We start from the raw sequence: 24,314 nt of genomic DNA on the forward strand, positions 1-24,314 counted from the left end.
CTGGCTGCGAGAGCGGTCGGAAAAGTAGGTCGATGCCGGGGCCTTTATCCCTACTTCACCCTGTAAAATATCACCCCCATTTCCTCTTCCTCTTTTATTTCCCCTTCTTTAAGTAGTTCTAAAAAATTTTTCTTGCTATTTTCATCTAATAATCCTTCTATATCATCTTTTGTATAAGCTCTTTTTTTTAAAGTGTTTATAATATCCTCTTTTGTTAAAGAAAATTTCGGCACAGACTCATTTTTTCTTGATACTACTACTACATTTTGACCTTCTATTAAAGAAGCTAAATGATATAATTCTTCATTTGATACAGGATAAACTCTATAAGCAGGAGGTCTATCTATAGTTCCTATATCTACTCTATCCGGTTTTATTCTTTTTAAAACTTCTGATATATTTTTTATGTTTTCTTCTGTGTCATTTACATTTTTAACAACTAATATCTCTATTATTAATAATCCGTTATATTCTTTTCTGAATTCTTCCATACCTTTTATTATATCTGCTATTGAAATACCTTTTAAAGGTTTATCTACTTTTCTAAATGTTTTTTCATCTGCTGCATCTAAGGATAATTTTACTATATCAAATTTTTTTAAAGCTTTTCTCACATTTGGATTATTGATAGTTGAACCATTTGATAATATTAATGTTTTTGAACCGTTTTTTATTTGATTTAATTTATCTATAAGCTCTTCTAATTTTGAATATAAAGTTGGTTCTCCATTTGCTGTAACTGTTATAACATCAGGGTAAGGATTTTTAGATAGAAATTCTTTTACCTCTTTTATTATATCTTCCACAGGAGGTTCATTTTCTATTTTAGAAACAGGTTTTGCTTTTTCAAGCTCACAATATAAACAATCAAAATTACAACTTTTTTTATCTGGAGATAAATCTATTCCAAGAGAAATACCAAATCTTCTTGATTTAACCGGTCCAAATATATATATCATCTTAATCCTCAAATAATTTTTTATATTCTAATGCTCTTTTTGTTATATTTTCTTGTTTCCATATATCACTTACAACTGCTATCATATCTGCTCCAAGATTAATTAATTCTTTTGCATTTTCTATGTTTATTCCACCGATAGCACATATAGGGATTTTAAGGGTTTTTTTTGCTTCTTTTATTATCTCTTTTTGAACTAAGTTTGGTTTTGGTTTTGTAGGAGATGGAAAAAATGAGCCAAATGCTACATAATCTGCTCCATCTTCTTCCATCTTTTTAGCTCTTTCAATACTTCCATAACAAGATACTCCTATTATTTTATCCGGTAAATATTTTCTTAAATCTTTTATATCATCATACTCTTCTCCTACATGAACTCCATCTGCATCAACCTTTTTTGCTAAATCTATCCTATCATTTATTATAAATATTGCATCATATTTTTTACATAAATTTTTTAATTGGATTGCATAATCCTGTATATCTTCATCTTTATTATTTTTATCCCGAAGCTGAACTATTTTAGCACCTCCTATTAAAGCTTTTTCTACCATAGATAAAATCTTATCATAAGGTGTTAATTTTTCATCGGTAATAACATATAAACCTTTTAACATCACTTATCCTCCTTGTTGATGTTATAATAAGATATATCAAAATTTGGAGATTTGTATGAGAGATAAAATTGCTTATTTGTTATCAACAGGGTTTTATGTTGGTAAATTACCAATAGCTCCGGGAACTTTTGGCACATTAGTTGCTATTCCTCTTATACTAATTTATTGGGATAAAGGTATTTTAGCTCAAATATCAATTAGTTTGGCTGTATTTTTTGTAGGAATATGGGCTTCTACAGTCGTTTCACAAAATTTTTCAAATGATGACCCGGATTTTGTTGTTATAGATGAGATAGCAGGTTTGATGGTAAGTATGATAGGTATAAAACCAACTTGGGAATATATTTTGATAGCTTTTATACTTTTTAGGATTTTTGATATATTAAAACCTTTTCCTATAAAAAGATTTGAAAAATTGGAAGCAGGTCTTGGTATTATGGCAGATGATATTGCGTCAGGTATTTATGTTCTTATTTTAATGCATATTATTACAAAATTTATTTAGGAGTAGAAAGATGCTTACTTACAAAGATGCCGGTGTAGATATTGAAAAAGCTGATAAATTTGTTTCCCAGATAAAAGGTTTTGTTCAAAAAACATTTAATAAAAATGTAATAACGCCAATAGGTGGATTTGCTTCTGCTTATTTACTTGATATTGTAAATTACAAAGAGCCGGTTATAACTTCATCAACAGATGGGGTTGGGACAAAATTAAAGATAGCACAGCAACTTAATAAACACGATACCATAGGTATAGATTTAGTGGCAATGTGTGTAAATGATTTAATAACAACAACATCAAAGCCTTTATTTTTCCTTGATTATTTTGCTACCGGAAAATTAGAACCTGAAACGGCAGCTACCGTAATAAAAGGCATTGCAAAAGGATGTGAAATTGCAAGATGTGCCCTTGTTGGTGGAGAAACAGCAGAGATGCCGGGAATGTATAAAGAAGGAGAATATGATTTGGCAGGTTTTGCTGTTGGTGTTGTTGAAAAATCAAAGATGGTTGATGGCTCTAAAACAGAAGATGGAAATATATTAATAGGCTTAGCTTCTTCCGGTGTCCATAGCAATGGTTATTCTCTTGTTAGAAAGATAATTGAACTAAAAAATCATGATTTAAAAGAGTATTATGATAAATTCGGTAAAACCCTTGGAGAAGAATTATTAACACCAACAAAAATATATGTGGATGCGGTATTGACCCTTGCAGAAAAAATAGATATAAAAGCAATAGCCCATATTACAGGAGGAGGCATCCCGGGAAATCTTATCAGAGTTATAAATGATGGTTTGAAAGCTGTTATAGAAGAAGGCTCTTGGGAAATACTACCTATATTTAAATGGATAGAAAAAGAAGGAAATGTCCCAAAAGAAGATATGTATAAAACATTTAATATGGGTATAGGATTGATAATAGCTATTGATAAAAAAGATGAAAAAGAAACAATTAAGATTTTAGAAGATATTGGAGAAAAACCTTATATAATTGGCTATCTTACAAAAGGAGAAAAGGCGGTAGAGATTTTATGAAAAATATTGTAGTTCTTGCATCAGGTAGAGGTTCTAACCTTCAAGCTATAATAAATGCTATAAAAGAAAAGAAGATAAATGCTAAAATATCCCTTGTCCTATCGGATAAAAAAGAAGCAAATGCTTTAAAAATAGCTTCAGAAAATAATATAAAATCAAAATTTATAGACCCATCTTTTTTTGCTTCACGGGAAGGTTATGATATATATATTGCAGAACTGATAAAAAAGGAAAATCCTGATTTAGTTGTTTTAGCTGGTTATATGAGAATATTAACTGATAAATTTATAGATAGTTTTGAAGGTAAATTAATAAATATTCATCCTTCTTTAATACCTGCTTTTCAAGGTTTAAAGGCACAAAAAAAAGCTGTTGAGTATGGAGCTAAATTTTCCGGATGCACCGTTCATTTTGTTACAAAAGAGTTAGATAATGGTCCAATTATTATACAGGCTGTTGTGCCGGTTCTTCCGGAAGATACAGAAAAAGAGTTATCAGAAAGAATATTATTTTACGAACATAAAATATATCCTCAGGCTATAAAATGGATTTTAGAAGATAGAGTTATTATTGAAGGCAGGAAGGTAGTTATAAAAAATGCTAAATATGGAACTTTACCTGTTAATCCTGCCCTTGAAGATTTTTAATTTTTAACAAGTTGTTTTAATCTGCATACAGAACATATATCATTAAAGGAAGGCTCACCACATATAATACAATGTTTTAAACTTTTTTCTTCTTTTTCTACGGAATTTAATATTGGATACATCTTTTTTAAAAATTGGGTATAAAATTTTAATTTTGTTCCGGGATGCTTATTTTCAAGTTCATTTAAAAATATTTTATACTCAATGGAAGATGCTCCTTCAGCAAAAGGGCATTCATACTCAATATAATCTATATTATTTAAAAAAGCATATAAAGCACTTTCTTTTTCTGTTATTTTACAAAGGGGTTTTACTTTCTTTATAAATCCATCTTCTTCTTTTAATACCGGATATTGTTTTTTTAAAAAATCTATTTCCCAATTTAATGTATTTGAAAATAAAACTGCTGCCTCATCATCAAGATTATGTCCGGTTGCTATAATGTTATATCCAAGTTCTTTTGCGTATTTATTTATATAATACCTTTTTATAGTTCCACACGCTGAGCAGGTAGGTCTATTTGTTTTTTCTTTTATCTCGGGAATTGATGCAATTTCTTCTTTTAAAGAAATGATATGAAGCTTTTTACCAATTTTATCTGCAAATTTTTGTGCTAATATCTTAGAATCTTCAGAATATTCATTGATACCAAGATTAATATAAAATCCATCGGCATTATATCCAAGTTTATATAAAGCATTCCATAAAGATAAACTATCTTTTCCACCGGATACTGCAACAAGAATATTATCATTTTTATCAAACATTTTAAACTCTTTTATAGTTTTATCTACTCTTTTTTCAAACCATTCTATAAAATGTTCTTTACATAAAGCTAATCTATGATGAGGTAAAAATACAATAGCCTTATTATTTAAATTTTTTGCCTTACAGATAGTGCATCTTGTTCCTTTTTTTAATTCATTCATATTTTTCCACCTGATATAGCATTTATTACTTTTATTTCATCTTCCGGATTTATTATTTCATCTTCTGAAACTATCTCTCCATTTTTGGCTACAAAAGCATAAGTTGAAGATAACCCTAAATATTTTAAAATATCTTTTGCAGTAATTTTTTCTTTATCAAATTTAATTATCTGCTCTTTACCTCTATATTTAATTTTTATCTCCATTTTACCTTCCTTTTGTGTATTTCATAATTAAATTATTTTACAACAGACAAAATTTTATGTTATTATAATATAGCTTTAAATATAAATAAGGAGGCAAAAAAAGTGCATGTAGGTATAGAGCTAAATCAAACATTATTTATTCAACTTATTTTGTTCTTAGGTTTTATGTTTATAATGAAAAAAATATATTTTGACCCTTATCTTGAAGCATTAGAAGAAAGAGAACAAAACATAGAAAAAATGCTCAAAGAAGCAGAAGAAAATAATAAAAAAGCAAAAGAAATCTTAAAAGAAGTAGATATATTATTAACAAAAGCAAAAGAAGAATCTAAAAATATCCTGGAACAATCAAGAAAAGAGACAAATCAAATAGTGGCTGATATACTCAAAAAAGCCTCAGAAGAAGCAGAAAAAGAGATAGAAGAAGCTAAAAAAGATATAGAAAAAGTTGTTGAAATAGAATTAAAAGCATTAGATAAAGCTATTGAAATAGTTTCACAAGATATAGCTAAAAAGATACTATCCTTAGGAGAGGCGGCATGATAAAGAAAAGTTTAATTTTTTCATTATTTGTTGTAGCTTTCGCATTCGCCGGTGAAGAAGCTTCACATTCTTCTGAGCTTTTCTGGGAAACTGTAAATACAATTATACTTCTTGGAATAATAGCATTTTTTGGTGGCAAATATATAAAGAAAGCATTAAATGATAGAAGAGAAGCTGTTATATCTATGGTAGAAGAAGCAAAAAAAGCAAGGGAAGATAGCATAAAAGCAATAAAAGAAGCAGAAGAAAAATTAAAAGAAGCCCAGTATAAACTTGAAGAAGGAAAGAGAATAGCCCAAGAAAGAGCTAAAATGGAAAGAGAGCATGCAATAGCTCAGGCAAATGAAATTGCAGAAAGAATAAAAAAACAAGCTAAGGAAACAATAAATATAGAAATCAAAAAAGCAGAAAGTTATCTAAAAAAATATGCAACTGAGAAAGCCATAGAAATTGCAAACAAAATAATTGCAGAAAATATGAATGACAATCTTAATAAAGCAGTTGTAAAAAACAGCATAAAGAAACTTAAAGAAGGAGGAGCTTAAATTGAAGATAGATAAAAAGTTCCTGAAAAAAATAGTAAAGGAAGCTATATCCATTTTACCAAAGGAAGAAGAGAGATTGGTGAAAGTTGCAGACCAGTTTGAAACACTTTCTTATCTATATAAAAGAATTCCATATTTTAGAAATTTATTATCAAATCCAAAATTGGAAAATCAAAAGAAATTGGAGTTCATAAATAAGCTATCATCTGAGCTTGGATTAGACGAAGTAGTAAAACTGAGCCTAAATAAAATCATTGAAAATAAAAAAGCAAATGTTCTTAAAGAGATATCAAAAGTATTTAGATTTGAGGTTGAAAAATTCTTTGCTACTGTTAAAGGAGAAGTAATTACAGCTTATCCTATAGATGAAGAACTTTTAAATGAAATAAAAGAAGTTGTTGAAAATAAAATTGGTAAAAAAATAGAGTTTGAAACAAAAGTAGATAACTCAATTATTGGAGGAGTTATTATAAAAGCCGGTAGTTATATAATAGATAGCTCAATAAAAAATTATATAAAACAACTTGAAACTACTTTGACAAAAATTTAAGGAGGTTTTAGATGTCTGTAATAAGAGCTGATGAAGTGGTAGAAAATTTAAAATCACAGCTATCTGAATTTGAAGCAGCTGTAAAATTGGAAGAAGTAGGAACAGTTATTCAGGTTGGTGATGGTGTTGCCCGTATATTCGGACTTGAAAAAGCAATGATGGGAGAAATGCTTGAATTTGAGAATGGAATAGTCGGTGTTGTATTTAACTTGGAAGAGGATAACGTAGGTGCTGTTTTACTTGGTTCTGAAGTTGGTGTGTCTGAAGGCTCTACCGTAAAAAGAACAGGAAAAATTTTATCAGTTCCAGTTGGTAAAGGATTACTTGGTAGAGTTGTTGATGGTCTTGGAAATCCAATAGATGGAAAAGGACCATTAACAGATATAGCTTATTATTCACCGGTTGAAAAAATTGCTCCGGGTGTAGTAAAAAGAAAATCTGTCCATGAACCTCTTCAAACAGGTATTAAAGCAATAGATGCAATGATACCTATCGGAAGAGGACAAAGGGAGTTAATCATCGGTGATAGAGCAACAGGTAAAACAACAGTTGCAATAGATACAATTTTAAATCAAAAAGGACAAGGAGTTTATTGTATATATGTAGCTATCGGTCAAAAAAGAGCTAATGTAGTTCATATTGTTGAAACATTGCAAAGATACGGTGCAATGGAATATACAACTGTTGTAGCCGCTACCTCTTCTGACCCTGCTACAATGCAATATATAGCTCCATTTGTTGGTTGTACCATAGGTGAGTATTTCAGAGATAATGGAATGCATGCCCTTGTTATATATGATGATTTAACAAAACATGCTTATGCTTACAGACAGCTATCTCTTCTCCTTAGAAGACCACCTGGAAGGGAAGCATATCCAGGAGACGTTTTTTACTTACATTCAAGACTTCTTGAAAGAGCAGCTAAATTAAATGATGAACTCGGTGCAGGTTCTTTAACAGCATTACCTATTATTGAAACTCAGGCTGGAGACGTTGCTGCTTATATTCCAACAAACGTTATATCTATTACAGATGGACAGATTTTCCTTGAAACAGACTTATTTAATAAAGGTATAAGACCGGCTATTAACGTTGGTATATCTGTATCAAGGGTTGGTGGTGCAGCTCAAATAAAAGCTATGAAACAGGTAGCAGGTACATTAAGACTTGACCTTGCACAATTTAGAGAGTTGGAAGCATTTGTTCAGTTTGCTTCAGAACTTGATAAAGCTACTCAGGAACAAATTGCAAGAGGACAAAGAATGGTTGAGTTATTAAAACAACCACCAAACCAACCTGTTCCGGTAGAAAAACAAGTTGCAATAATATATATAGCAGGTCAAGGATATTTAGATGATGTTCCTGTTAATGCTATACAAAAATTTGAAAAAGAGTTTTATACATATTTAGATACAGAAAGACCGGATATACTTGAAGATATAAGAAGAGAAAAGGCTATGACAGACTCTATAAAAGCTAAATTAGACGACGCTGTTAAAGAGTTTAAGAAAAAAGTTGCTTTCTAAGGGGATGAAAAATGGCTAAATTATCTCCCAGAGATATTAAAAGAAAGATAAACGGTATAAAAAACACCCAAAGAATTACTAAGGCTATGAAGGCTGTTTCTGCAGCCAAGTTAAGAAAAGCACAGTATTTACTTCAATCAACAAGACCTTATTCTGAAAAGTTATATGACCTAATAAATGATTTGGCTTCTGCTATAGATAGGGAAGCCCATCCCCTCTTGGCTTTAAGGGAAGAAAATAAAGTAGATTATGTTATTATAACTGCAGATAGAGGACTGGCAGGAGCGTTTAACTCTAATGTTTTAAAAACTGCATACAGAAATTTATTAGATTTACAAGAAAAAAATAAACAAATAAATCTTATACTCATTGGTAGAAAAGCAGTTAATTTCTTTAAAAATAAAGGCTTTAACATAGTTGCATCTTATGAAGATATATACAGAGATAATCTTAATTTATCATTTAGTTCAAAAGTTGGAGCTATATTGGCAAATAGATATAAAGAAGCAAATACAGATGCAATCTATCTTGTAAACAATGAAATGATAACTTCTGCTTCTTATGAAACAAAAGTAAGAAAATTATTCCCGATAGAACCTTCTATAGATGTAGAAAAATTAGATACAATTGCTCTATACAATATAGAGCCTTCTAAAGAAGAAGTTTTAGAAGAATTACTTAAAAGATATATTAACTTCCAGCTTTATAGAGCATTGGTAGAATCAAACACAGCAGAACATTTTGCAAGAATGATAGCTATGGATAATGCAACCAAAAATGCCGGTGAAGCTATCAGAAAATGGACGATTATATTTAATAAAGCAAGACAAGAAGCAATTACAACAGAACTTATTGATATTATTAATGCTGCAGAAGCTATTAAGTAAAGAATTTAGGAGGAGTATAAATGGCTAAAGGAAGAATAGTTCAGGTAATCGGACCGGTAGTTGACGTAGAATTTGCAGATGGACAACTGCCGGCCATAAGAAATGCTTTAAAAGTTCAAAGAAAGGCAATAGACGATACAGGTAAAGAGTACATTGAAGATTTATATCTTGAAGTTGCACAGCATATTGGAGAACAAAGGGTTAGAACTGTTGCTTATGGGCCAACAGATGGACTTGTTAGAGGAACAGAAGTTGAAGATTTGGGTTCTCCTGTTAAAGTTCCTGTTGGGAAACCTGCTCTTGGAAGGATATTTAATGTAGTAGGTCAACCAATTGATGAAGCCGGCCCTGTAAATGCAGAAGAATATTGGCCAATATTTAGAGAAGCTCCTTCTTTTGAAGAGCAATCTACAAAAGTAGAACAGTTTGAAACCGGTATTAAAGTATTAGATTTATTGGTTCCTCTTATAAAAGGTGGAAAAGTAGGATTATTCGGTGGTGCCGGTGTTGGTAAAACAGTTCTTATGCAAGAATTAATTCACAATATTGCTAAATTCCACTCCGGATATTCTGTTGTCGTTGGTGTTGGAGAAAGAACAAGAGAAGGAAACGACCTCTGGATGGAGATGAAAGAATCCGGAGTTTTACCATATACTGCAATGGTTTATGGACAGATGAACGAGCCACCGGGAGTAAGATTTAGAGTAGCTCAAACAGGTTTGACAATAGCAGAATATTTTAGAGATGTTGAGAAAAAAGATGTTCTTATATTTATAGATAACATATTTAGATTTGTTCAGGCAGGTGCAGAAGTTTCTACATTGCTTGGAAGATTACCATCTGCCGTTGGTTATCAGCCAACTCTTGGAACAGACGTTGGTGAAGTTCAAGAAAGAATTGCATCAACTAAAAATGGTTCTATTACATCTATTCAGGCTGTATATGTGCCTGCTGACGATATTACAGACCCTGCTCCTGCTTCTATATTTGCTCACCTTGATGCAACGGTTGTGTTACAAAGAAGATTAACAGAACTTGGAATATATCCGGCTGTTGACCCACTTGAATCTACTTCAAGAGCATTGGCTCCTGAATATGTTGGTGAAGAGCATTATTATGTTGCAAGGGAAACCCAAAGAATATTACAAAGATATAAAGAGCTTCAAGAGATAATAGCAATTCTTGGTATGGAAGAGCTTTCAGAAGAAGATAAGGCAATCGTTGGAAGAGCAAGAAGATTACAAAGATTTTTAGCTCAAAGATTCCACGTTGCAGAACAATTTACAGGTCAGCCAGGTTCTTATGTTAAAAAAGAAGAAACAATCCAATCTTTCAAAGAAGTTGTTGAAGGAAAATGGGACCATTTACCTGAGCAAGCATTCTATATGGTTGGTGGTATAGAAGAAGCCAAAGAAAAAGCTGCTAAACTCGGAGCAAAAGTATAAATATATATACAAGGCAGGTTATTTGCCTGCCTTTTTTATTTTAAATATTCTTTAAATCTATCCATTCTACATTTAGCCATAGGTTGGAAATCTACTGTAATCGTTTCTCCTTTTTCTTTAAATCTTTTATAACCTGTATATGCTACCATTGCTGCATTATCTGTGCAAAGATATAAAGGTGGAAAATAAACATTTATGCCTTGTTTTTCTGCTTCCTCTTTTAACTTTTCCCTTAATCTTGAGTTTGCAGAAACTCCACCGGCTACAACTATATTTTTTAAATTAAATTCATTACAGGCATCTAATGCTTTAAAGACTAAAACATCAACAGCTGCATTTTGAAAAGAACAGGCAATATCTTCTTTTTTATAAATACCTTTTTCTATCTCTCTAATTGTTGCACTTTTTAAACCACTAAATGAGAAGTTAAACCTATTTTTTCCTTTCTCATTAAGTAAAGGTCTTGGTAATTTAATAACTTCATTTCCTTCTTTTGAAAGTTTATCTATTATTGGTCCCCCAGGATAACCAAGATTTAATGCTCTTGCTACTTTATCGTATGCTTCTCCTACTGCATCATCTAAGGTGCTTCCTACGAATTGATAATTTCCAAAATCATTAATAATATACATCTCTGTATGACCACCAGATACAACCAAGGCTAAAAATGGGTATTCTACTTTTTGAGTTAAAAATATTGAGAATATATGGGCTTCTATATGATGAACCGGTATAAGTGGTTTATTTAATAAAACAGACAAACTTTTTCCAACAGATACTCCTATAACCAAGGATACTATCAATCCTGGAGAAACGGTTATTGCTACTGCATCTATATCTTTTAAAGTTAAATCTGCATCTTTTAATGCTTTATCTAAAACAGGAAATATATTCTTTGTATGTTCCCTTGCTGCAAGCTCAGGAAATACTCCACCCCATTCTTGATGTATCTTGGTTTGGGAAGAAACTACATTGGATAGTAGCCCCTTCTTTTCATCATAAAGGGCTACTGCTGTATCATCACAAGATGTTTCTATTCCGAGAATTACCATCAGTTTAATTTTTTAGCAAAATTAAGTATTTTAACAGCATTTATAGCAGCTTCAAGTTGAGGGTCTTTTATTTCTACTTCTTTTCCGTTTAGCTTAGCATCTCTTTCTGCTTTCATTCTGTTTATCTCTTCTTCTTCACTTACTTTTACGATTATATCAGGAACTATTCCTTTATTCATAATAAGAGCACCACTTGGTGTGTAATAATGGGCTGTTGTTAATTTTATACCGGAACCATCAGGAAGTGGTATTAAAGTTTGAACAGAAGCCTTTCCAAAAGTTGTATCTCCAACAATAATTGCTCTTTTATTATCTTTTAAAGCTCCTGTTAATATCTCAGATGCACTTGCAGAGCCTTTATTTACAAGCACAACAATAGGCATAGAAGTTGGAATAATAGGGTCTGATGTTGAAAAATAATCTTCTCTACTTTTTGGGTCTTTTCCTTGGGTATAAACAATTAATTTTCCTTTTGGAAGAAGTTGGTCTGCTATTGATATAGCTACCGTTAATAATCCACCAGGGTCATTTCTTAAATCAATAATCAATCCTTCTTTATCTTTAAACTGCTTTAATGCTTTTTCAAATTCTTCTGCTGAATTTTCTTGAAATTGGGCAAGTCTTATATATCCTATTTTTCCATTTTCAAGTTCTTTTGTTTTTACACTTTTAACTTTAATAATATCCCTAACTATTTCAACCTTAAAAGGTTTATCTACACCTTTTCTGAAAATTGTTAAAGTTACTTTTGTTCCAGGTTTTCCTCTCATAAGTTTAACTGCCTGAGGCAAGCTCATTTTATCGGTAGGTTGTCCATCTATTTCTAAGATTACATCTCCGGCTTTTATACCTGCTTTATAAGCCGGTGTATCTTCAATAGGAGATACTACCATCAATCTGTTGTTTTCCATGGTTATCTCTATACCGAGTCCACCAAACTCTCCTTGGGTTTCGGTAGTAAATTCTTTAAACTCTTCCGGTGTAAAGAATGTAGAGTATGGGTCTAATGCTGATAACATACCTCTTAAAGAGCCATAAAGTAAATCCTTTGGTTTTACAGGGTCAGGATAATTTTCTTCTACCAATTTTAAAACATCTGTATAAGTGCTGATTATCTGCAATTCATCACTATAATCTTTTTTCTCGGTTTTAGTATTTAAACCAAAACTTACACCTGCAATAAATATAGACAAAACACCGATAATTGTAAGTAATTTGTTTCTCATCAACAACTCCTTTTTAAAATTTTTATGTAGGATATATTTTAATCCAATTTTTGTTTTATTGCATGAAATTTGATATAATAAATAATTATGAGTGTAGAAATTAAAATAATCATTTTAATATCTGTTTTTATCGGGTTATTTATCATTCGGGAAATTTTGTTAAAATTTTTAGGTAAAATAGTTGAAAAAAACCAAATAGAGATTGATGATGTAATCTTTAATATTTTTAAAAAATCATCAATATTGGTTATTATATTAATTACATTATATATTGCCTCTAAATTTTTAGAGCTTCCGGAACACCACTCAAAGATAATAGATAAATTATTTTCATCGGTATTAATATTTACTATTTCTGTTATTATTGCAAACATACTCAGCGAGTTGTTTAAATTTTATGTAAGAAAGAATAATTTATTATCTGCACCGACCGGTATCATAAATTTTCTTATAAAAAGTTTAGTTATACTTCTTGGAATAATCACTATTTTTGATATATGGGGCATTCCGGTTAATCATTTTATTACAGCACTTGGTATAGGTGGATTGGCAGTTTCTTTGGCTTTACAGCCTGTTTTATCTAACTTTTTTTCCGGATTAAATATAATAGCTTCAAAACAAATAAAAATAGGTGATTTTGTTAAATTAGAAACAGGAGAAGAGGGTTATGTCCATGATATAACATGGATGAATACTGTTATAAAAACATTGCAGAATAATTTTTTGATAGTTCCAAACTCAAAACTTGCAAGCTCTATTATTTTAAATTATTTTATGCCTGAACCAGAAATTTTAGAAATCATACCTGTATCAGTTAGCTATAATAGCGATTTGAATAAAGTTAAAGATATAACATTAAAAGTGGCAAAATATATACAGGAAAATGAAGAAGAAGCCGTAAAAAATTACCAGCCGAAAATCTTTTTTACAAATTTTGGAGATTCAGGTATAGAATTTAATGTAGTTTTAAGGGTGAAAGATAGAACTGTAAGACCAGAGCTTAGGGATAAATTTATAATGAAGCTATTTGAAGAATACAACAAAGAGAAAATTGAAATTCCTTATCCAACCAGAACAGTTTTGTTGAAAAATATTGAAAATTAACTATATTTCTTGTGCTAAAATTTATAATAAAAAGAGGTGGTGATTTATGCTTTTAGAAGATATTAAATTAAAGATAGAAAATATAAATGAGAAATTTAATTTGATTAAAGAGATTTTAAAACCTGAGAAATTGCAGGAAGAGCTAAAAAAACTTGATGAAGAGATGGGAAATCCGGATTTTTGGAATGATACCAAAAAAGCAAAGGAAATCTCTGCAAAAAGAACAATGGTTGCAGAGCAACTACAAGAGATTAACTCTTTAATAAAAAAAGTAGAAGATATAAATGAGTTATTACAACTGATAGAAGAAGAACCGGAACTTATGGATGAGTTTTCAAATCAGTTATCAGAAGTTGAAAAAGAGATAGAAAAATTTGAGTTAAATAGTTTATTATCAGGAGAGTTTGATAGTAAAAATGCAATCTTAACCTTACAAGCCGGTTCAGGTGGTGTAGAAGCTTGCGACTGGACACAGATGCTTATGAGAATGTATCTAAGATGGGCAGAGAAAAAAGGTTTTGATATAGAGATAATAGATTATCAACCGGATGATGTAGCAGGTGTAAAAAGCACAACAATTTTAATAAAAGGATTATATGCTTACGGATATTTAAAGGGAGAACAAGGGGTTCATAGATTAGTTAGAATATCTCCATTTGATGCAAACAAAAGAAGACATACTTCTTTTGCAGCAGTTTCTGTAATACCGGAAATAGATGAAGATATAAATATTGAGATAAAAGAAGAAGATTTAAGAATAGACACATATAGAGCAAGCGGAGCAGGTGGACAGCATGTAAATAAAACAGATTCAGCTGTAAGAATAACCCATATTCCAACAGGCATAGTTGTAGCGTGTCAAAGTGAAAGGTCTCAACTTCAAAACAAATTAAAAGCAATGCAGATGTTAAAAGCAAAATTATATCAGCTTGAACTTCAAAAACAAAAAGAAAAACAGAAAGAGCTTGAAGGAGAAAAAAAAGATATAACTTGGGGTAGCCAGATAAGGTCTTATGTATTTCAACCTTACCAGCTTGTAAAAGATTTAAGAACCGGATATGAAACAGGAAATATAGAAGCAGTTATGGATGGAGAAATTGATGAATTTATAAATAGTTATCTAAAATGGAGTGCAAAAAGCAATGGATAATATAATTATTTTGCTATCTGGTGGAATGGATAGTGCAACATTATTATGGCTTGCAAAAAAAGAGTTTAAAAAAATATACACAATATCATTTGATTATGGACAAAAGCATAATATAGAGCTTAAATTTGCAAAAGAGTTATCTGAGTTAGCCAAAGTAGAAAAACATTTTATAGTAGAAATTCCACATCTTAAAAATTTAGAAGGGAATGCATTAACAGATAAAAATTTAGAAATTCCGTCAGAAAATTATCCGGATGACCCACCTATAACCACAGTGCCAATGAGAAATCTAACTTTTTTATCAATAGCAGCAGCATTTGCAGATACATATGAGATTGAGAATATAGGTATAGGCATTCATTCTGTTGATTCGCCATATCCAGATTGTAGGGCAGAGTTTGCATCTGCTGTTGAAGCTGCTATTAATGCATCATCTATAATGGTTGCAAAAAAGAAAAACAGAATCAGGGTATATACACCATTCTTAGGTAAAACAAAAACTGATATACTAAAATTAGGCTTAGAACTTGGAGTGCCTTATGAAAAAACATATTCTTGCTACAAAGGAACAATACCACCTTGTGGTGAATGTGCTACCTGCTTACAAAGAAAAGAAGCTTTTGAATCGGTTGGATTAAAAGATTATATAGAGGTAAATGATGAGTAAAAATAAAATAGTTATCGTAGAATCACCAAAAAAAGCAAAAGAGATACAAAAATTTCTCGGAAAAGATTTTATAGTAGAAGCTACCATAGGACATTTTAAAGATTTACCGGAAGATGAGCTTGCAGTAGATTTAGAAAGTTTTGAACCAAAATTTGTTATAAAATCTAAAAAACATAAAGATATATTATCAAAAATAAAAAAAATTGCAGAAAATTCTGAGGTTATAATAGCAACAGACCCTGATAGAGAAGGATATGCAATAGGATATTTTATGTTTGAAGAGTTAAAAAAGAAAACAAAAGATATAAAAAGAGCAGAATTTCACGAAATAACAAAAGAACATATTCAAGAAAATATAAAAAATGCACTGCCCTTTGAAAAAACAAATTTTGGATTATTTAATGCTTTTCTTGGCAGACGGGTAGGAGATAGAATTGTTGGATATATTATATCACCAGTAGCATCAAGAGAAATAGGCGGAAGATACAGCGTTGGAAGAGTCCAATCTCCAGCAGTTAGATTAATAATAGAAAGAGAAAGAGAAATCCAATCATTTATACCAAAGGCTTACTATCTTATAAATACAACTTTAACAAAATCCAACATAGATTTTAATGCTTTTTATACAGAAAATAAAAAGAGTATAGAAAGTTCTAAAATAGAAGATAAAGAAGTTGCAGAAAAGATATATAATCAGATAAAAGAAGAAAAATTTGCAATCGTAGAAAAAATAGAAAAAAAAGAGATAAAAAAATCACCAAAAGCACCATTTACAACATCTACATTGCAACAAACCGCAAACTCACAGCTTGGATTTTCGCCAGAAAAAACTATGCAACTTGCACAGGATTTATTTGAAGCAGGACTTATCACATACCATAGAACAGATAGCACAAGAATATCAGAAAAAGCTATCATAGGAATAAGAGAGTTAATAAAACAGTTATTTTCTGAAAATTATCTTCCAAAAAACCCAAGACAGTATAAATCTAAAAATACACAGGCAGATGCCCATGAAGCAATAAGAATAACAAATTTCGTAGATATAAAAGAGCAGGAAAATCTTATAAAAGAAAAAGGATTAACAAATGACCATTTTAAATTATTAAAACTTATATATGAAAGAACCTTAGCTTGCCAGATGGCAGATGCAATATTTGATAGAACTAATGTATGGCTAAAAATAGGAGATTATACATTTGGAACTTCCGGCTCAATTCTAAGATTTAGTGGATATAAAGCAATATATGAAGATGAAGAAAAAGAAGAAACAATAAAACTTCCATCTTTGGAAAAAGGAGAAAAGGTAGAGATCAAAGATATTAAAATTGAAGAAAAATGGACTAAACCACCGGCAAGATACACAGAAGGAAGCCTGATAAAAAAACTTGAAGAGCTTGGAATAGGAAGACCTTCAACTTATGCAACAATTATTAAAACGATAAAAGATAGAGGATATGTAATAAAGGAAGGAAATTCATTAAAACCAACAGAAAATGCTTTTCATCTTATAGATTATCTTAATCAAAAATATCATTGGGTTATAGATTATGAATTCACAAAAAAGATGGAAGATTTTCTTGATGAAGTAGAAGAAAATAAGAAAAATTGGAAGGATTTTGTTAAACAGCTATATGAAAAATCAAAACCAACCAAAATAAATGGAGTTTCCAAAAAGATGCTTGATTATGCGTTAGATTTGGCAAAAAAACATAATATAGATATAACTGATATATTAGAGCATCCAGAAAAAATTAAAGAGTTTATAAACCAATATGCAGATAATAAACCTTCTGAAAAACAGATAGCATATGCTAAATCTCTTGCAGAAAAAACCGGATTAAAACTTGATGATAAAATATTACAGGACAAAAAAGCAATAAAAAAATGGATAGATAAAGCAAAAAAGGAAGCTATGAAAAATTATAATTTATCAGAAAAACAAAAAAATATATTGATAAAAGCAGGAAAAGAAGATTTGCTCCAAAATCCGGAAAAAGCATTAAAATGGTTAAACAGTTATTTGAAAAAGTATAAGAAAAAATGATAAATTAAAAAGGGGTGGGTCTTTGGCGACCCACCCAGATATGGAGGGGGAGGGAGGGGGGATGCCTAAATTGAGAAACAAACTAAATTAAGTTATAACTAATATAAGATATAAGTATTAGAAATAAAATGATTTTCATCATAAATTTGATATAATAATAAAAAAGGAGAGTAAAAGGATGAAAGAGATTAAAAAGGAAGATGTAATAGCTATTGCTAAGCTTGCAAAATTAAGTTTAAAACAGGAAGAGATAGAGCTTTTTTCAAAACAGTTTGCAGATATAGTTTCTTTTATTGAGAAATTAAATGAAGTTGATACAGGGGATATAAAACCATTTTATGAATTAACTACCACAGAAAGCTTTATGAGGGAAGATATTCCACATGTATCCTTATCAAATGAAGAAGCATTGAAAAATGCACCGGATAAAGAAGGAGGATTTTTCAAAGTTCCAAGGATTGTAGGAGAAAGTTAAAATTTTTGCAATAATCTATTTTTAGAAATAAATTTATATGGTATTTATTAAGAAGGAGGTTTTTTATAAATGGATAATTTGGACTTAGAAGTTAAGAAAAAAGCACTTGAAACTGCGATATCCCAGATAGAGAAAAGATACGGTAAAGGCTCTATTATGACCTTTTCATCCGAGGCTATAAAAAATGTTGATACAATTCCATCCGGCTCAATTTCCTTAGATATAGCGACAGGTATAGGTGGAATACCAAAAGGAAGGGTAACGGAAATATATGGACCGGAAAGCTCAGGGAAAACAACATTAACCCTTCATATTATAGCAGAAGCACAAAAAAGAGGAGGAAAGGCTGTTTTTATAGATGCAGAACATGCTTTTGACCCAAAATATGCAAAATCTATCGGTGTAAATCTTGATGATTTGATAATATCCCAGCCTGATTATGGAGAGCAAGCCCTTGAAATAGCAGAAACATTGATAAGAAGTGGTGTTATAGATGTAGTTGTTATTGACTCTGTAGCAGCCCTTGTCCCAAAAGCAGAGCTTGAAGGAGATATAGAGGATTCCAATGTAGGATTACATGCAAGATTAATGTCTAAGGCAATGAGAGTTTTAAAAGGAGCAGTAAATAAAAGCAATACAGCCTTAATCCTGATAAACCAAGTTAGAGAAAAGGTAGGGGTAATGTTTGGAAACCCTGAAACAACAACCGGTGGAAGAGCTATAAAATTCTTTGCAGATATGAGAATGGAAGTAAGAAAAAGCGATATAAAAGATGCCGGAGAAAAGGTAGGAAGCAGGGTAAAAGTAAAGGTAGTAAAAAACAAATTAGCACCACCATTTAAAGAAGCAGAATTTGATGTTATTTATGGAGAAGGCATATCAAAAGAAGGTGAGATATTAGATTTAGGAGAAAGCCTTGGAATAATTAAAAAAAGCGGAGCTTGGTATTCTTATAAAGATGAAAAGATAGGACAGGGAAGAGAAAAAGCAAGAGAGTTTTTAAAACAAAACCCACAGATAGCATTAGAAATAGAAGAAAAAATCAGAGAGGAACTATTGAAAAATGGAGCTTGATGAGATACTTATAACTGCTGTAAATAAAAAAGCATCAGATATTCATCTAAAAATAGGTTCAAAACCAAAGGTAAGGATAAATACTATTTTAGAGACACTGGAAGAATTTGGTATTATTACACCGGAGGATATAGCTAAATTTGTAACTAAAATTATCTCTAAAAGTGAAACTAAAAAACAAGAATTATTAGAAAATGGAGAAGTAGATATATCTTACGCTATACCAAAAGTGAGTAGATTTAGGGTTAATATATATAAGCAAAGGGGAACATTTGCTATAAATTTAAGGGTTTTAAAAACCAAAATACCATCTTTTGAAGAATTGATGCTACCAGAAAAATTAAAAGAGATAGCATTAGAATCAAGAGGTCTTGTCCTTGTAACCGGTCCTACAGGGTCAGGAAAATCAACCACATTAGCAGCAATGCTTGATTATAGAAACCAAAAAGAAAAAGAAACTATAATAACAATTGAAGATCCAATAGAGTATGTTTTTCAAGATAAAATGTGTTATATTGCCCAGAGGGAAGTTGGACTTGATACAAAGAGTTTTTATACCGGTTTAAGGGCAGCTTTAAGGGAAGATCCTGATGTTATACTTGTTGGAGAGATGAGGGATTTAGAAACAATAGAAACAGCTCTTAGAGCAGCAGAAACAGGGCATTTTGTTTTATCTACCCTTCATACACAGGATGCAAAAGATACTTTAAGCAGAATAATTAATATGTTTCCACCAGGTGAACAAAATCATTTAAGAATACTCCTTGCAGCAGTTTTAAAAGCAGTTATATCCCAGAGACTTCTCCCAAGGAAAGATGGGAAAGGAGTTGTTCCTGCTGTAGAGATATTAATAAATACAGGAGCTGTATTTGAAGCAATCAAAGACCCTGATAAGTTCTTTATGATACAGGATTTAATGGAAAAAGGAAGAAAACAATATGGTATGCAAACCTTTGACCAGGCTATTTTAGATTTATACAATCAAGGTCTAATAAGTTATGAAACGGCTTTAACATATGCTACCAATCCTTCTGATGTTGAGCTTAAAATTAAAGGTGTTGAAACAGCAAGTAGCGAAGAAGATATATTCTTTGGAAGCATATGAATATAAAAAAATATGCAATTATTCTTCTTTCTAAAAGAGATTATTTTGAGAAAGAGTTAAAAGAAAAATTATACAAAAAAGGATACAGCAAAGAAGAGATAGATAATGTTATAAAAGAGCTAAAAGAAGAAGGATATATAAATGATGAAAAATTATTAAATAGATATAAAGAGTTATCTTTACAAAAAGGATACAGTACCCTGAAACTGAAAAAAAAGTTATATCAAAAAACTGAAATCACTCAAAATTTATCTGAAGAAGAGGAGTTATTATCTGCCTTAAATCTTTTAGAAAAATCATTTAAAAAAGAAAAAAATTTTATAAATGTAGTAAAATTTTTAAAGAATAGAGGTTTTAGCTGGAATACAATACAAAAGGCAGTAAAAAAATTTTTAGATGGAGAATAATGACAAAGATTATATTTGAGAAAGATTTACCACTAAAAGAGATAACTGTATGCACCATAGGTAATTTTGATGGTGTCCATAAGGGACATGCAGAGATTTTAAAAAAGTTAAAAGAAGATGCAAAAATAATAAATGCAAAGTCTGTTGTAATAACATTTTACCCTCATCCAAGAAATGTTATTTACAAAGATAAAAAGATATGTGCAATCACAAATTTAAAAACCAAACTAAAATTGATAAAAAATTTTGATATTGATTATATATTAGTCATTGAGTTTAGAAAACAGTTTTATCAGCAAACTGCAAAACAATTTATGGAGTTTTTAAAACAAAATCTAAATCCTGCAAAAATAGTTATAGGGGAAGATTGGAGATTTGGATATAAAAAAGAAGGAGATATAGAGTTTGCTAAAAAATATTTTGATTTAGATGTTGTTAAACCTATCTTGACGGATAATCATAAAATAAGTAGTTCACAAATAAGGGAGTATCTATCAGAAGGAGATATAGAAAAAGCAGTGGAACTTTTGGGGCATGAATATTTTATTATAGAGGAAGTTATAAAAGGAAATAATATCGGTAGCAAAATTGGCTTTCCAACAATAAATTTAAAAGCAGAAACTGAGCTTTGCCTTAAAAAAGGTGTTTATGCCGGATATAGCATAATAAATGGAAATAAATATAAATCTGTGATAAATTACGGATACAGACCTACCGTAGATGGAAAAAATCTTGTTATGGAAGCCCATATTATAGAAGATTATAATATAGAGAAACTACCAAAAGAAATAGCAATACAGTTTGAAAAATTCATAAGAGAAGAAAAAAAATTTAAAGATTTAGAAGAGCTAAAAAAACAAATATCGGAAGATATAAAAACTGCAAAAAATATTTTGGAGAAAAAAGATGTATTGGTTAAATAGATTTATCTTTTTTACATTAATAGTAGTATTTAAGATTTTTGCAGAAGAAGTGGTAAATCTACCTTCAACTTATATACCTATTGAGATTATCTCGGAAAAATATGAGGAAAAACCAAGGCTAAATCCGCCATCTACTCTTAATTTGATACCTTTAAACCAAAATTTAGATATATCAAAAAAAATAAATAAACCAAAACCTATAAACGCTTCCCCGATGATAATAACCTTTGAAAAACCAAAGGTAATTTTAGGACTACCTTTATCTAATGCATTACTTTCAGATGCTATAGATTATTATCTAAAAGGAGATTATATATTCAGCAAAGTAAGCCTGCAAAATTTTATATCAAAATATAAAGATGATAAAAATATTCCTTATGCCTACTTTTTACTTGGACTGAACTCCTTTAAATTAAAAGAATATAAAAAATCAGCAGAATATTTTGAAATTTCCTGTAATCTTGGATTTAAAAAAGAAGCCTGTATAAATGCTGTATTTATGCATATTTACAATGGAGATTTTGATAAAATCAAAAATATAGATATAGATGATGCTAATATAAAATTTTTCAAAACAATAGCAGAAAACAAAAAACCAAATTGTGAAGATGTTGATTTATCATTTATAGATTATTGTAAAGATATGCAAAGTTATTATGCATTCTTACAGAAAGATTATAAAAATGCTTTACAAATAAGCAAATCTACTGAAGAAGGCTATATAATAAGAGGATTTTCTTATCTTTATCTTTCTGAGTTTAACTTGGCAGAGAAAGAATTCAAAGATTATTTAAATACTTATGGATACATAAATGGATATTCTAATTTAGCAATATATGGTCTTGGATTGATAGATTTAAATAAAAATGATTTAGAAAGCCTAAAAGAAAAAGCTCAAATTTTGGAAACAAGGGATGAAGAACTGTCTCAGTATTTGTATATTCAGTATGCTTATAAACTAAATAATATGGAAGAGGCATTTTATTATTACCAAAAAGCTATATCTTTGCAAGGAGATTTTAAAGAGATAATAAAACAAAATATAGGTATTATTGCTTATAATATGAAAAATTATGATTATTCACAAAAGATATTTGAATCTATGGAAGAAAATCCGAAGATGCTTTTATATGCCGGATACAGTGCAATAAATAGAAATGATTTAAAATCTGCAGAAAAATATTTTTCAAAACTTTATCAAATCTCTACGGATAAAGATATACAAAAAGAAGCTCTCTTATATCTTGCCGATATATATTATCTAAGAAATGAGGATAATAATTATGTTGATGTAGTATCAAAATTAAGAGATTATGATGAAAAAGAAGCCCTTAATCTGCTTGGATGGTTTTTCTTTAAAAATAAAGATTATAAAAATGCATTTAAAGCATTTCAGGATAATTATATGAAAGCAGTTTCTGCTTACAATACAGGAGATTTAAAAACTGCTGAAGATTTAATAAAAAATATGTCGGATGATAAAACATTATTCTTTTTAAGTTATATCTATTTAAGAAAAGGAGAAATAGATAAAGCAAGGGAAACCTTAGCTAAAATTAAGGATAAAGATATAAAAATAAAGGCAGATTATCTTTATGCTTATACATATTTTGCAAATGGAGATTATGAAACAGCTATCTCTGAGTTTAATAAATTTTTGAAAAAATATAAAAATAAAGATAATGAATATACAAAAAAAGCTATTTTAAGAATAGCAGATAGCTATTATAATATTGGAGAAGTGGAAAAAGCCCGTCAAATTTATAATGATTTTATAAAAAAATACAGCAATACAAAAGAAAGTATAGATGCAGCATATCAGCTTGTTATACTTGAAACAAAAGAAGCCACAGGCGATGCAAAAAAACAGATTGAGGACTTCATCCAAAAATATCCGGATTATCCACTTACTCCGATTTTAAAAATTCAGCTTGCCCAAATTTATACAGAAGAAGGGGATTATAACCAAGCAGAAAATATACTAAAAGAAGTTATAAATCTAAATAACAACTATTCAGAACTTGCTTCTCTTAAATTGGCTCAGCTTTATTATAATGAAGGTAAAAAAGAAGATGCTAAAAGTATACTTGAAGATTATATAAAATCCGGTGGAAAAGATTATATAAATGAAGTAAAAGATTTAGTTGCAAAAATTTATGAAGAAGAAGGAAATCTAGATAAAGCCTTAGAGATTTATAATAGTATGGAAGATACAGATGAAAACAAATTTAAAATAGCAAATATACTACTTAAAAAAGGAGATTATGAAAAAGCAAAAGAGATATTTAGCTATCTTTATGATAAATATCCGGAAAAAAGAAAGGATATAGCATATTATCTTGCAAATATTAATTATATGTTGAAAAATTATGATGAAGCATTAAAATATATAGATGAAGCAAAACAATCACAAGATTATTTAACGGCAGCAGAAAGCTATTATTTAGAAGGGATGATTTATAAAGAAAGTGATAAAAATAAAGCATTAAATGCTTTCTTAAACCTTATTTATCTTTATCCACAGGCAAAAGAAGTAGTAGCAAAAGCAAGAATTGAAGCATCTGATATTTTAAAAGAAAAAGGAAAGAAAAAGGATGCATCTTGTATTTTAAAACCATTATTGCAAGAAAATGATATAAATATATTAAATCAAGTAAAAGAAAGGTTAGAAAATCTTCCGGCGTGCTACTGAT

General features: G+C 30.0%; 25 protein-coding genes. 19 read left to right on the forward strand and 6 right to left on the reverse strand.

Annotation, left to right across the window (positions count from 1 at the left end; translation table 11 throughout):
- Positions 1–50: 50 nt before the first annotated feature.
- Both QOR43_RS02275 and thiE read right to left on the reverse strand, forming a co-directional pair.
- Positions 51–959, reverse strand: a complete 909-nt coding sequence (locus QOR43_RS02275) for a radical SAM protein (RefSeq protein ID WP_265134954.1) — start codon at positions 957–959, stop codon at positions 51–53.
- A gap of 1 nt (position 960) precedes the next feature.
- Positions 961–1,575 carry a thiamine phosphate synthase gene (gene thiE, locus QOR43_RS02280; protein ID WP_265134955.1) on the reverse strand — a complete coding sequence of 205 codons (615 nt, stop codon included), beginning with the start codon at positions 1,573–1,575 and terminating at the stop codon, positions 961–963.
- Between the two features lie 55 nt (positions 1,576–1,630).
- Between thiE and QOR43_RS02285 the strand changes: the two genes are divergently transcribed.
- The 3 genes from QOR43_RS02285 to purN are packed head-to-tail and all read left to right on the forward strand — an operon-like array spanning position 1,631 to position 3,760.
- Positions 1,631–2,080 (forward strand): phosphatidylglycerophosphatase A family protein, encoded by a 450-nt coding sequence (locus tag QOR43_RS02285; RefSeq protein WP_265134956.1) that lies wholly within the window; start codon positions 1,631–1,633, stop codon positions 2,078–2,080.
- 10 nt (positions 2,081–2,090) lie between these two features.
- Positions 2,091–3,113 (forward strand): phosphoribosylformylglycinamidine cyclo-ligase, encoded by a 1,023-nt coding sequence (gene purM / locus QOR43_RS02290; RefSeq protein WP_265134957.1) that lies wholly within the window; start codon positions 2,091–2,093, stop codon positions 3,111–3,113.
- The gene (gene purN / locus QOR43_RS02295) at positions 3,110–3,760 is read left to right on the forward strand and encodes a phosphoribosylglycinamide formyltransferase (RefSeq protein ID WP_265134958.1); all 651 of its coding nucleotides are present in this window, start codon (positions 3,110–3,112) and stop codon (positions 3,758–3,760) included. Before purM ends, purN begins: the two co-directional genes overlap by 4 nt.
- Here purN and QOR43_RS02300 read toward each other — a convergent pair.
- Together QOR43_RS02300 and QOR43_RS02305 are read right to left on the reverse strand one after the other, a co-directional pair.
- Positions 3,757–4,689 carry a TIGR00269 family protein gene (locus QOR43_RS02300; RefSeq protein ID WP_265134959.1) on the reverse strand — a complete coding sequence of 311 codons (933 nt, stop codon included), beginning with the start codon at positions 4,687–4,689 and terminating at the stop codon, positions 3,757–3,759. The genes purN and QOR43_RS02300 overlap by 4 nt on opposite strands.
- Positions 4,686–4,895 carry a MoaD/ThiS family protein gene (locus tag QOR43_RS02305; RefSeq protein ID WP_265134961.1) on the reverse strand — a complete coding sequence of 70 codons (210 nt, stop codon included), beginning with the start codon at positions 4,893–4,895 and terminating at the stop codon, positions 4,686–4,688. The genes QOR43_RS02300 and QOR43_RS02305 overlap by 4 nt, the downstream gene beginning before the upstream one ends.
- A gap of 102 nt (positions 4,896–4,997) precedes the next feature.
- Between QOR43_RS02305 and atpF the strand changes: the two genes are divergently transcribed.
- From atpF to atpD, 6 genes are read left to right on the forward strand one after another with little or no spacing between them, the layout of a single operon-like run.
- A complete protein-coding gene (atpF, locus tag QOR43_RS02310; protein WP_265134962.1) occupies positions 4,998–5,438 on the forward strand; it encodes a F0F1 ATP synthase subunit B in 441 nt (146 codons plus the stop codon).
- A complete protein-coding gene (locus QOR43_RS02315; RefSeq protein ID WP_265134963.1) occupies positions 5,435–5,983 on the forward strand; it encodes a F0F1 ATP synthase subunit B in 549 nt (182 codons plus the stop codon). The genes atpF and QOR43_RS02315 overlap by 4 nt, the downstream gene beginning before the upstream one ends.
- A gap of 1 nt (position 5,984) precedes the next feature.
- Complete coding sequence (atpH, locus tag QOR43_RS02320; protein ID WP_265134964.1) at positions 5,985–6,533, forward strand: ATP synthase F1 subunit delta; 549 nt, start codon at positions 5,985–5,987, stop codon at positions 6,531–6,533.
- Between the two features lie 11 nt (positions 6,534–6,544).
- A complete protein-coding gene (atpA, locus tag QOR43_RS02325; RefSeq protein WP_265134965.1) occupies positions 6,545–8,059 on the forward strand; it encodes a F0F1 ATP synthase subunit alpha in 1,515 nt (504 codons plus the stop codon).
- Positions 8,060–8,070: 11 nt separating this feature from the next.
- Positions 8,071–8,946 (forward strand): F0F1 ATP synthase subunit gamma, encoded by an 876-nt coding sequence (locus tag QOR43_RS02330; RefSeq protein WP_265134966.1) that lies wholly within the window; start codon positions 8,071–8,073, stop codon positions 8,944–8,946.
- 20 nt (positions 8,947–8,966) lie between these two features.
- The gene (atpD, locus tag QOR43_RS02335; protein WP_265134967.1) at positions 8,967–10,391 is read left to right on the forward strand and encodes a F0F1 ATP synthase subunit beta; all 1,425 of its coding nucleotides are present in this window, start codon (positions 8,967–8,969) and stop codon (positions 10,389–10,391) included.
- Between the two features lie 35 nt (positions 10,392–10,426).
- On the opposite strand, the gene tsaD is transcribed toward atpD, so the two are convergent.
- Entirely contained in the window at positions 10,427–11,443 is a 1,017-nt protein-coding gene (gene tsaD / locus QOR43_RS02340; RefSeq protein WP_265134968.1) for a tRNA (adenosine(37)-N6)-threonylcarbamoyltransferase complex transferase subunit TsaD, read from the reverse strand.
- Complete coding sequence (locus tag QOR43_RS02345) at positions 11,443–12,669, reverse strand: S41 family peptidase (RefSeq protein ID WP_265134969.1); 1,227 nt, start codon at positions 12,667–12,669, stop codon at positions 11,443–11,445. The genes tsaD and QOR43_RS02345 overlap by 1 nt, the downstream gene beginning before the upstream one ends.
- A 156-nt stretch (positions 12,670–12,825) precedes the next feature.
- Between QOR43_RS02345 and QOR43_RS02350 the strand changes: the two genes are divergently transcribed.
- The 10 genes from QOR43_RS02350 to QOR43_RS02395 all read left to right on the forward strand — a co-directional run bounded on the left by QOR43_RS02350 (position 12,826) and on the right by QOR43_RS02395 (position 24,313).
- Positions 12,826–13,773: a mechanosensitive ion channel family protein gene (locus QOR43_RS02350; RefSeq protein ID WP_283571410.1), complete on the forward strand. Its 948-nt coding sequence runs from the start codon at positions 12,826–12,828 to the stop codon at positions 13,771–13,773.
- Between the two features lie 46 nt (positions 13,774–13,819).
- Entirely contained in the window at positions 13,820–14,923 is a 1,104-nt protein-coding gene (gene prfB, locus QOR43_RS02355; protein WP_265134529.1) for a peptide chain release factor 2, read from the forward strand.
- On the forward strand, positions 14,916–15,590 hold the full coding sequence (queC, locus tag QOR43_RS02360; RefSeq protein ID WP_265134528.1) for a 7-cyano-7-deazaguanine synthase QueC: 675 nt from the start codon (positions 14,916–14,918) through the stop codon (positions 15,588–15,590). Before prfB ends, queC begins: the two co-directional genes overlap by 8 nt.
- Positions 15,583–17,637 carry a type I DNA topoisomerase gene (topA, locus tag QOR43_RS02365; protein WP_265134527.1) on the forward strand — a complete coding sequence of 685 codons (2,055 nt, stop codon included), beginning with the start codon at positions 15,583–15,585 and terminating at the stop codon, positions 17,635–17,637. The genes queC and topA overlap by 8 nt, the downstream gene beginning before the upstream one ends.
- Before the next feature lie 178 nt (positions 17,638–17,815).
- On the forward strand, positions 17,816–18,112 hold the full coding sequence (gene gatC / locus QOR43_RS02370) for an Asp-tRNA(Asn)/Glu-tRNA(Gln) amidotransferase subunit GatC (protein ID WP_265134526.1): 297 nt from the start codon (positions 17,816–17,818) through the stop codon (positions 18,110–18,112).
- Positions 18,113–18,181: 69 nt separating this feature from the next.
- Positions 18,182–19,186 (forward strand): recombinase RecA, encoded by a 1,005-nt coding sequence (recA, locus tag QOR43_RS02375; RefSeq protein WP_265134525.1) that lies wholly within the window; start codon positions 18,182–18,184, stop codon positions 19,184–19,186.
- Entirely contained in the window at positions 19,176–20,291 is a 1,116-nt protein-coding gene (locus tag QOR43_RS02380; protein ID WP_265134524.1) for a type IV pilus twitching motility protein PilT, read from the forward strand. The genes recA and QOR43_RS02380 overlap by 11 nt, the downstream gene beginning before the upstream one ends.
- Entirely contained in the window at positions 20,288–20,698 is a 411-nt protein-coding gene (locus QOR43_RS02385) for a regulatory protein RecX (RefSeq protein WP_265134523.1), read from the forward strand. The genes QOR43_RS02380 and QOR43_RS02385 overlap by 4 nt, the downstream gene beginning before the upstream one ends.
- Complete coding sequence (locus QOR43_RS02390; RefSeq protein WP_265134522.1) at positions 20,698–21,621, forward strand: bifunctional riboflavin kinase/FAD synthetase; 924 nt, start codon at positions 20,698–20,700, stop codon at positions 21,619–21,621. The genes QOR43_RS02385 and QOR43_RS02390 overlap by 1 nt, the downstream gene beginning before the upstream one ends.
- A complete protein-coding gene (locus QOR43_RS02395; RefSeq protein WP_265134521.1) occupies positions 21,605–24,313 on the forward strand; it encodes a tetratricopeptide repeat protein in 2,709 nt (902 codons plus the stop codon). The genes QOR43_RS02390 and QOR43_RS02395 overlap by 17 nt, the downstream gene beginning before the upstream one ends.
- Position 24,314 lies beyond the last annotated feature (1 nt).

It is taken from the genome of Venenivibrio stagnispumantis, assembly GCF_900182795.1.
In the GTDB taxonomy this organism is placed as follows: Bacteria; Aquificota; Aquificia; order Aquificales; family Hydrogenothermaceae; genus Venenivibrio; species Venenivibrio stagnispumantis.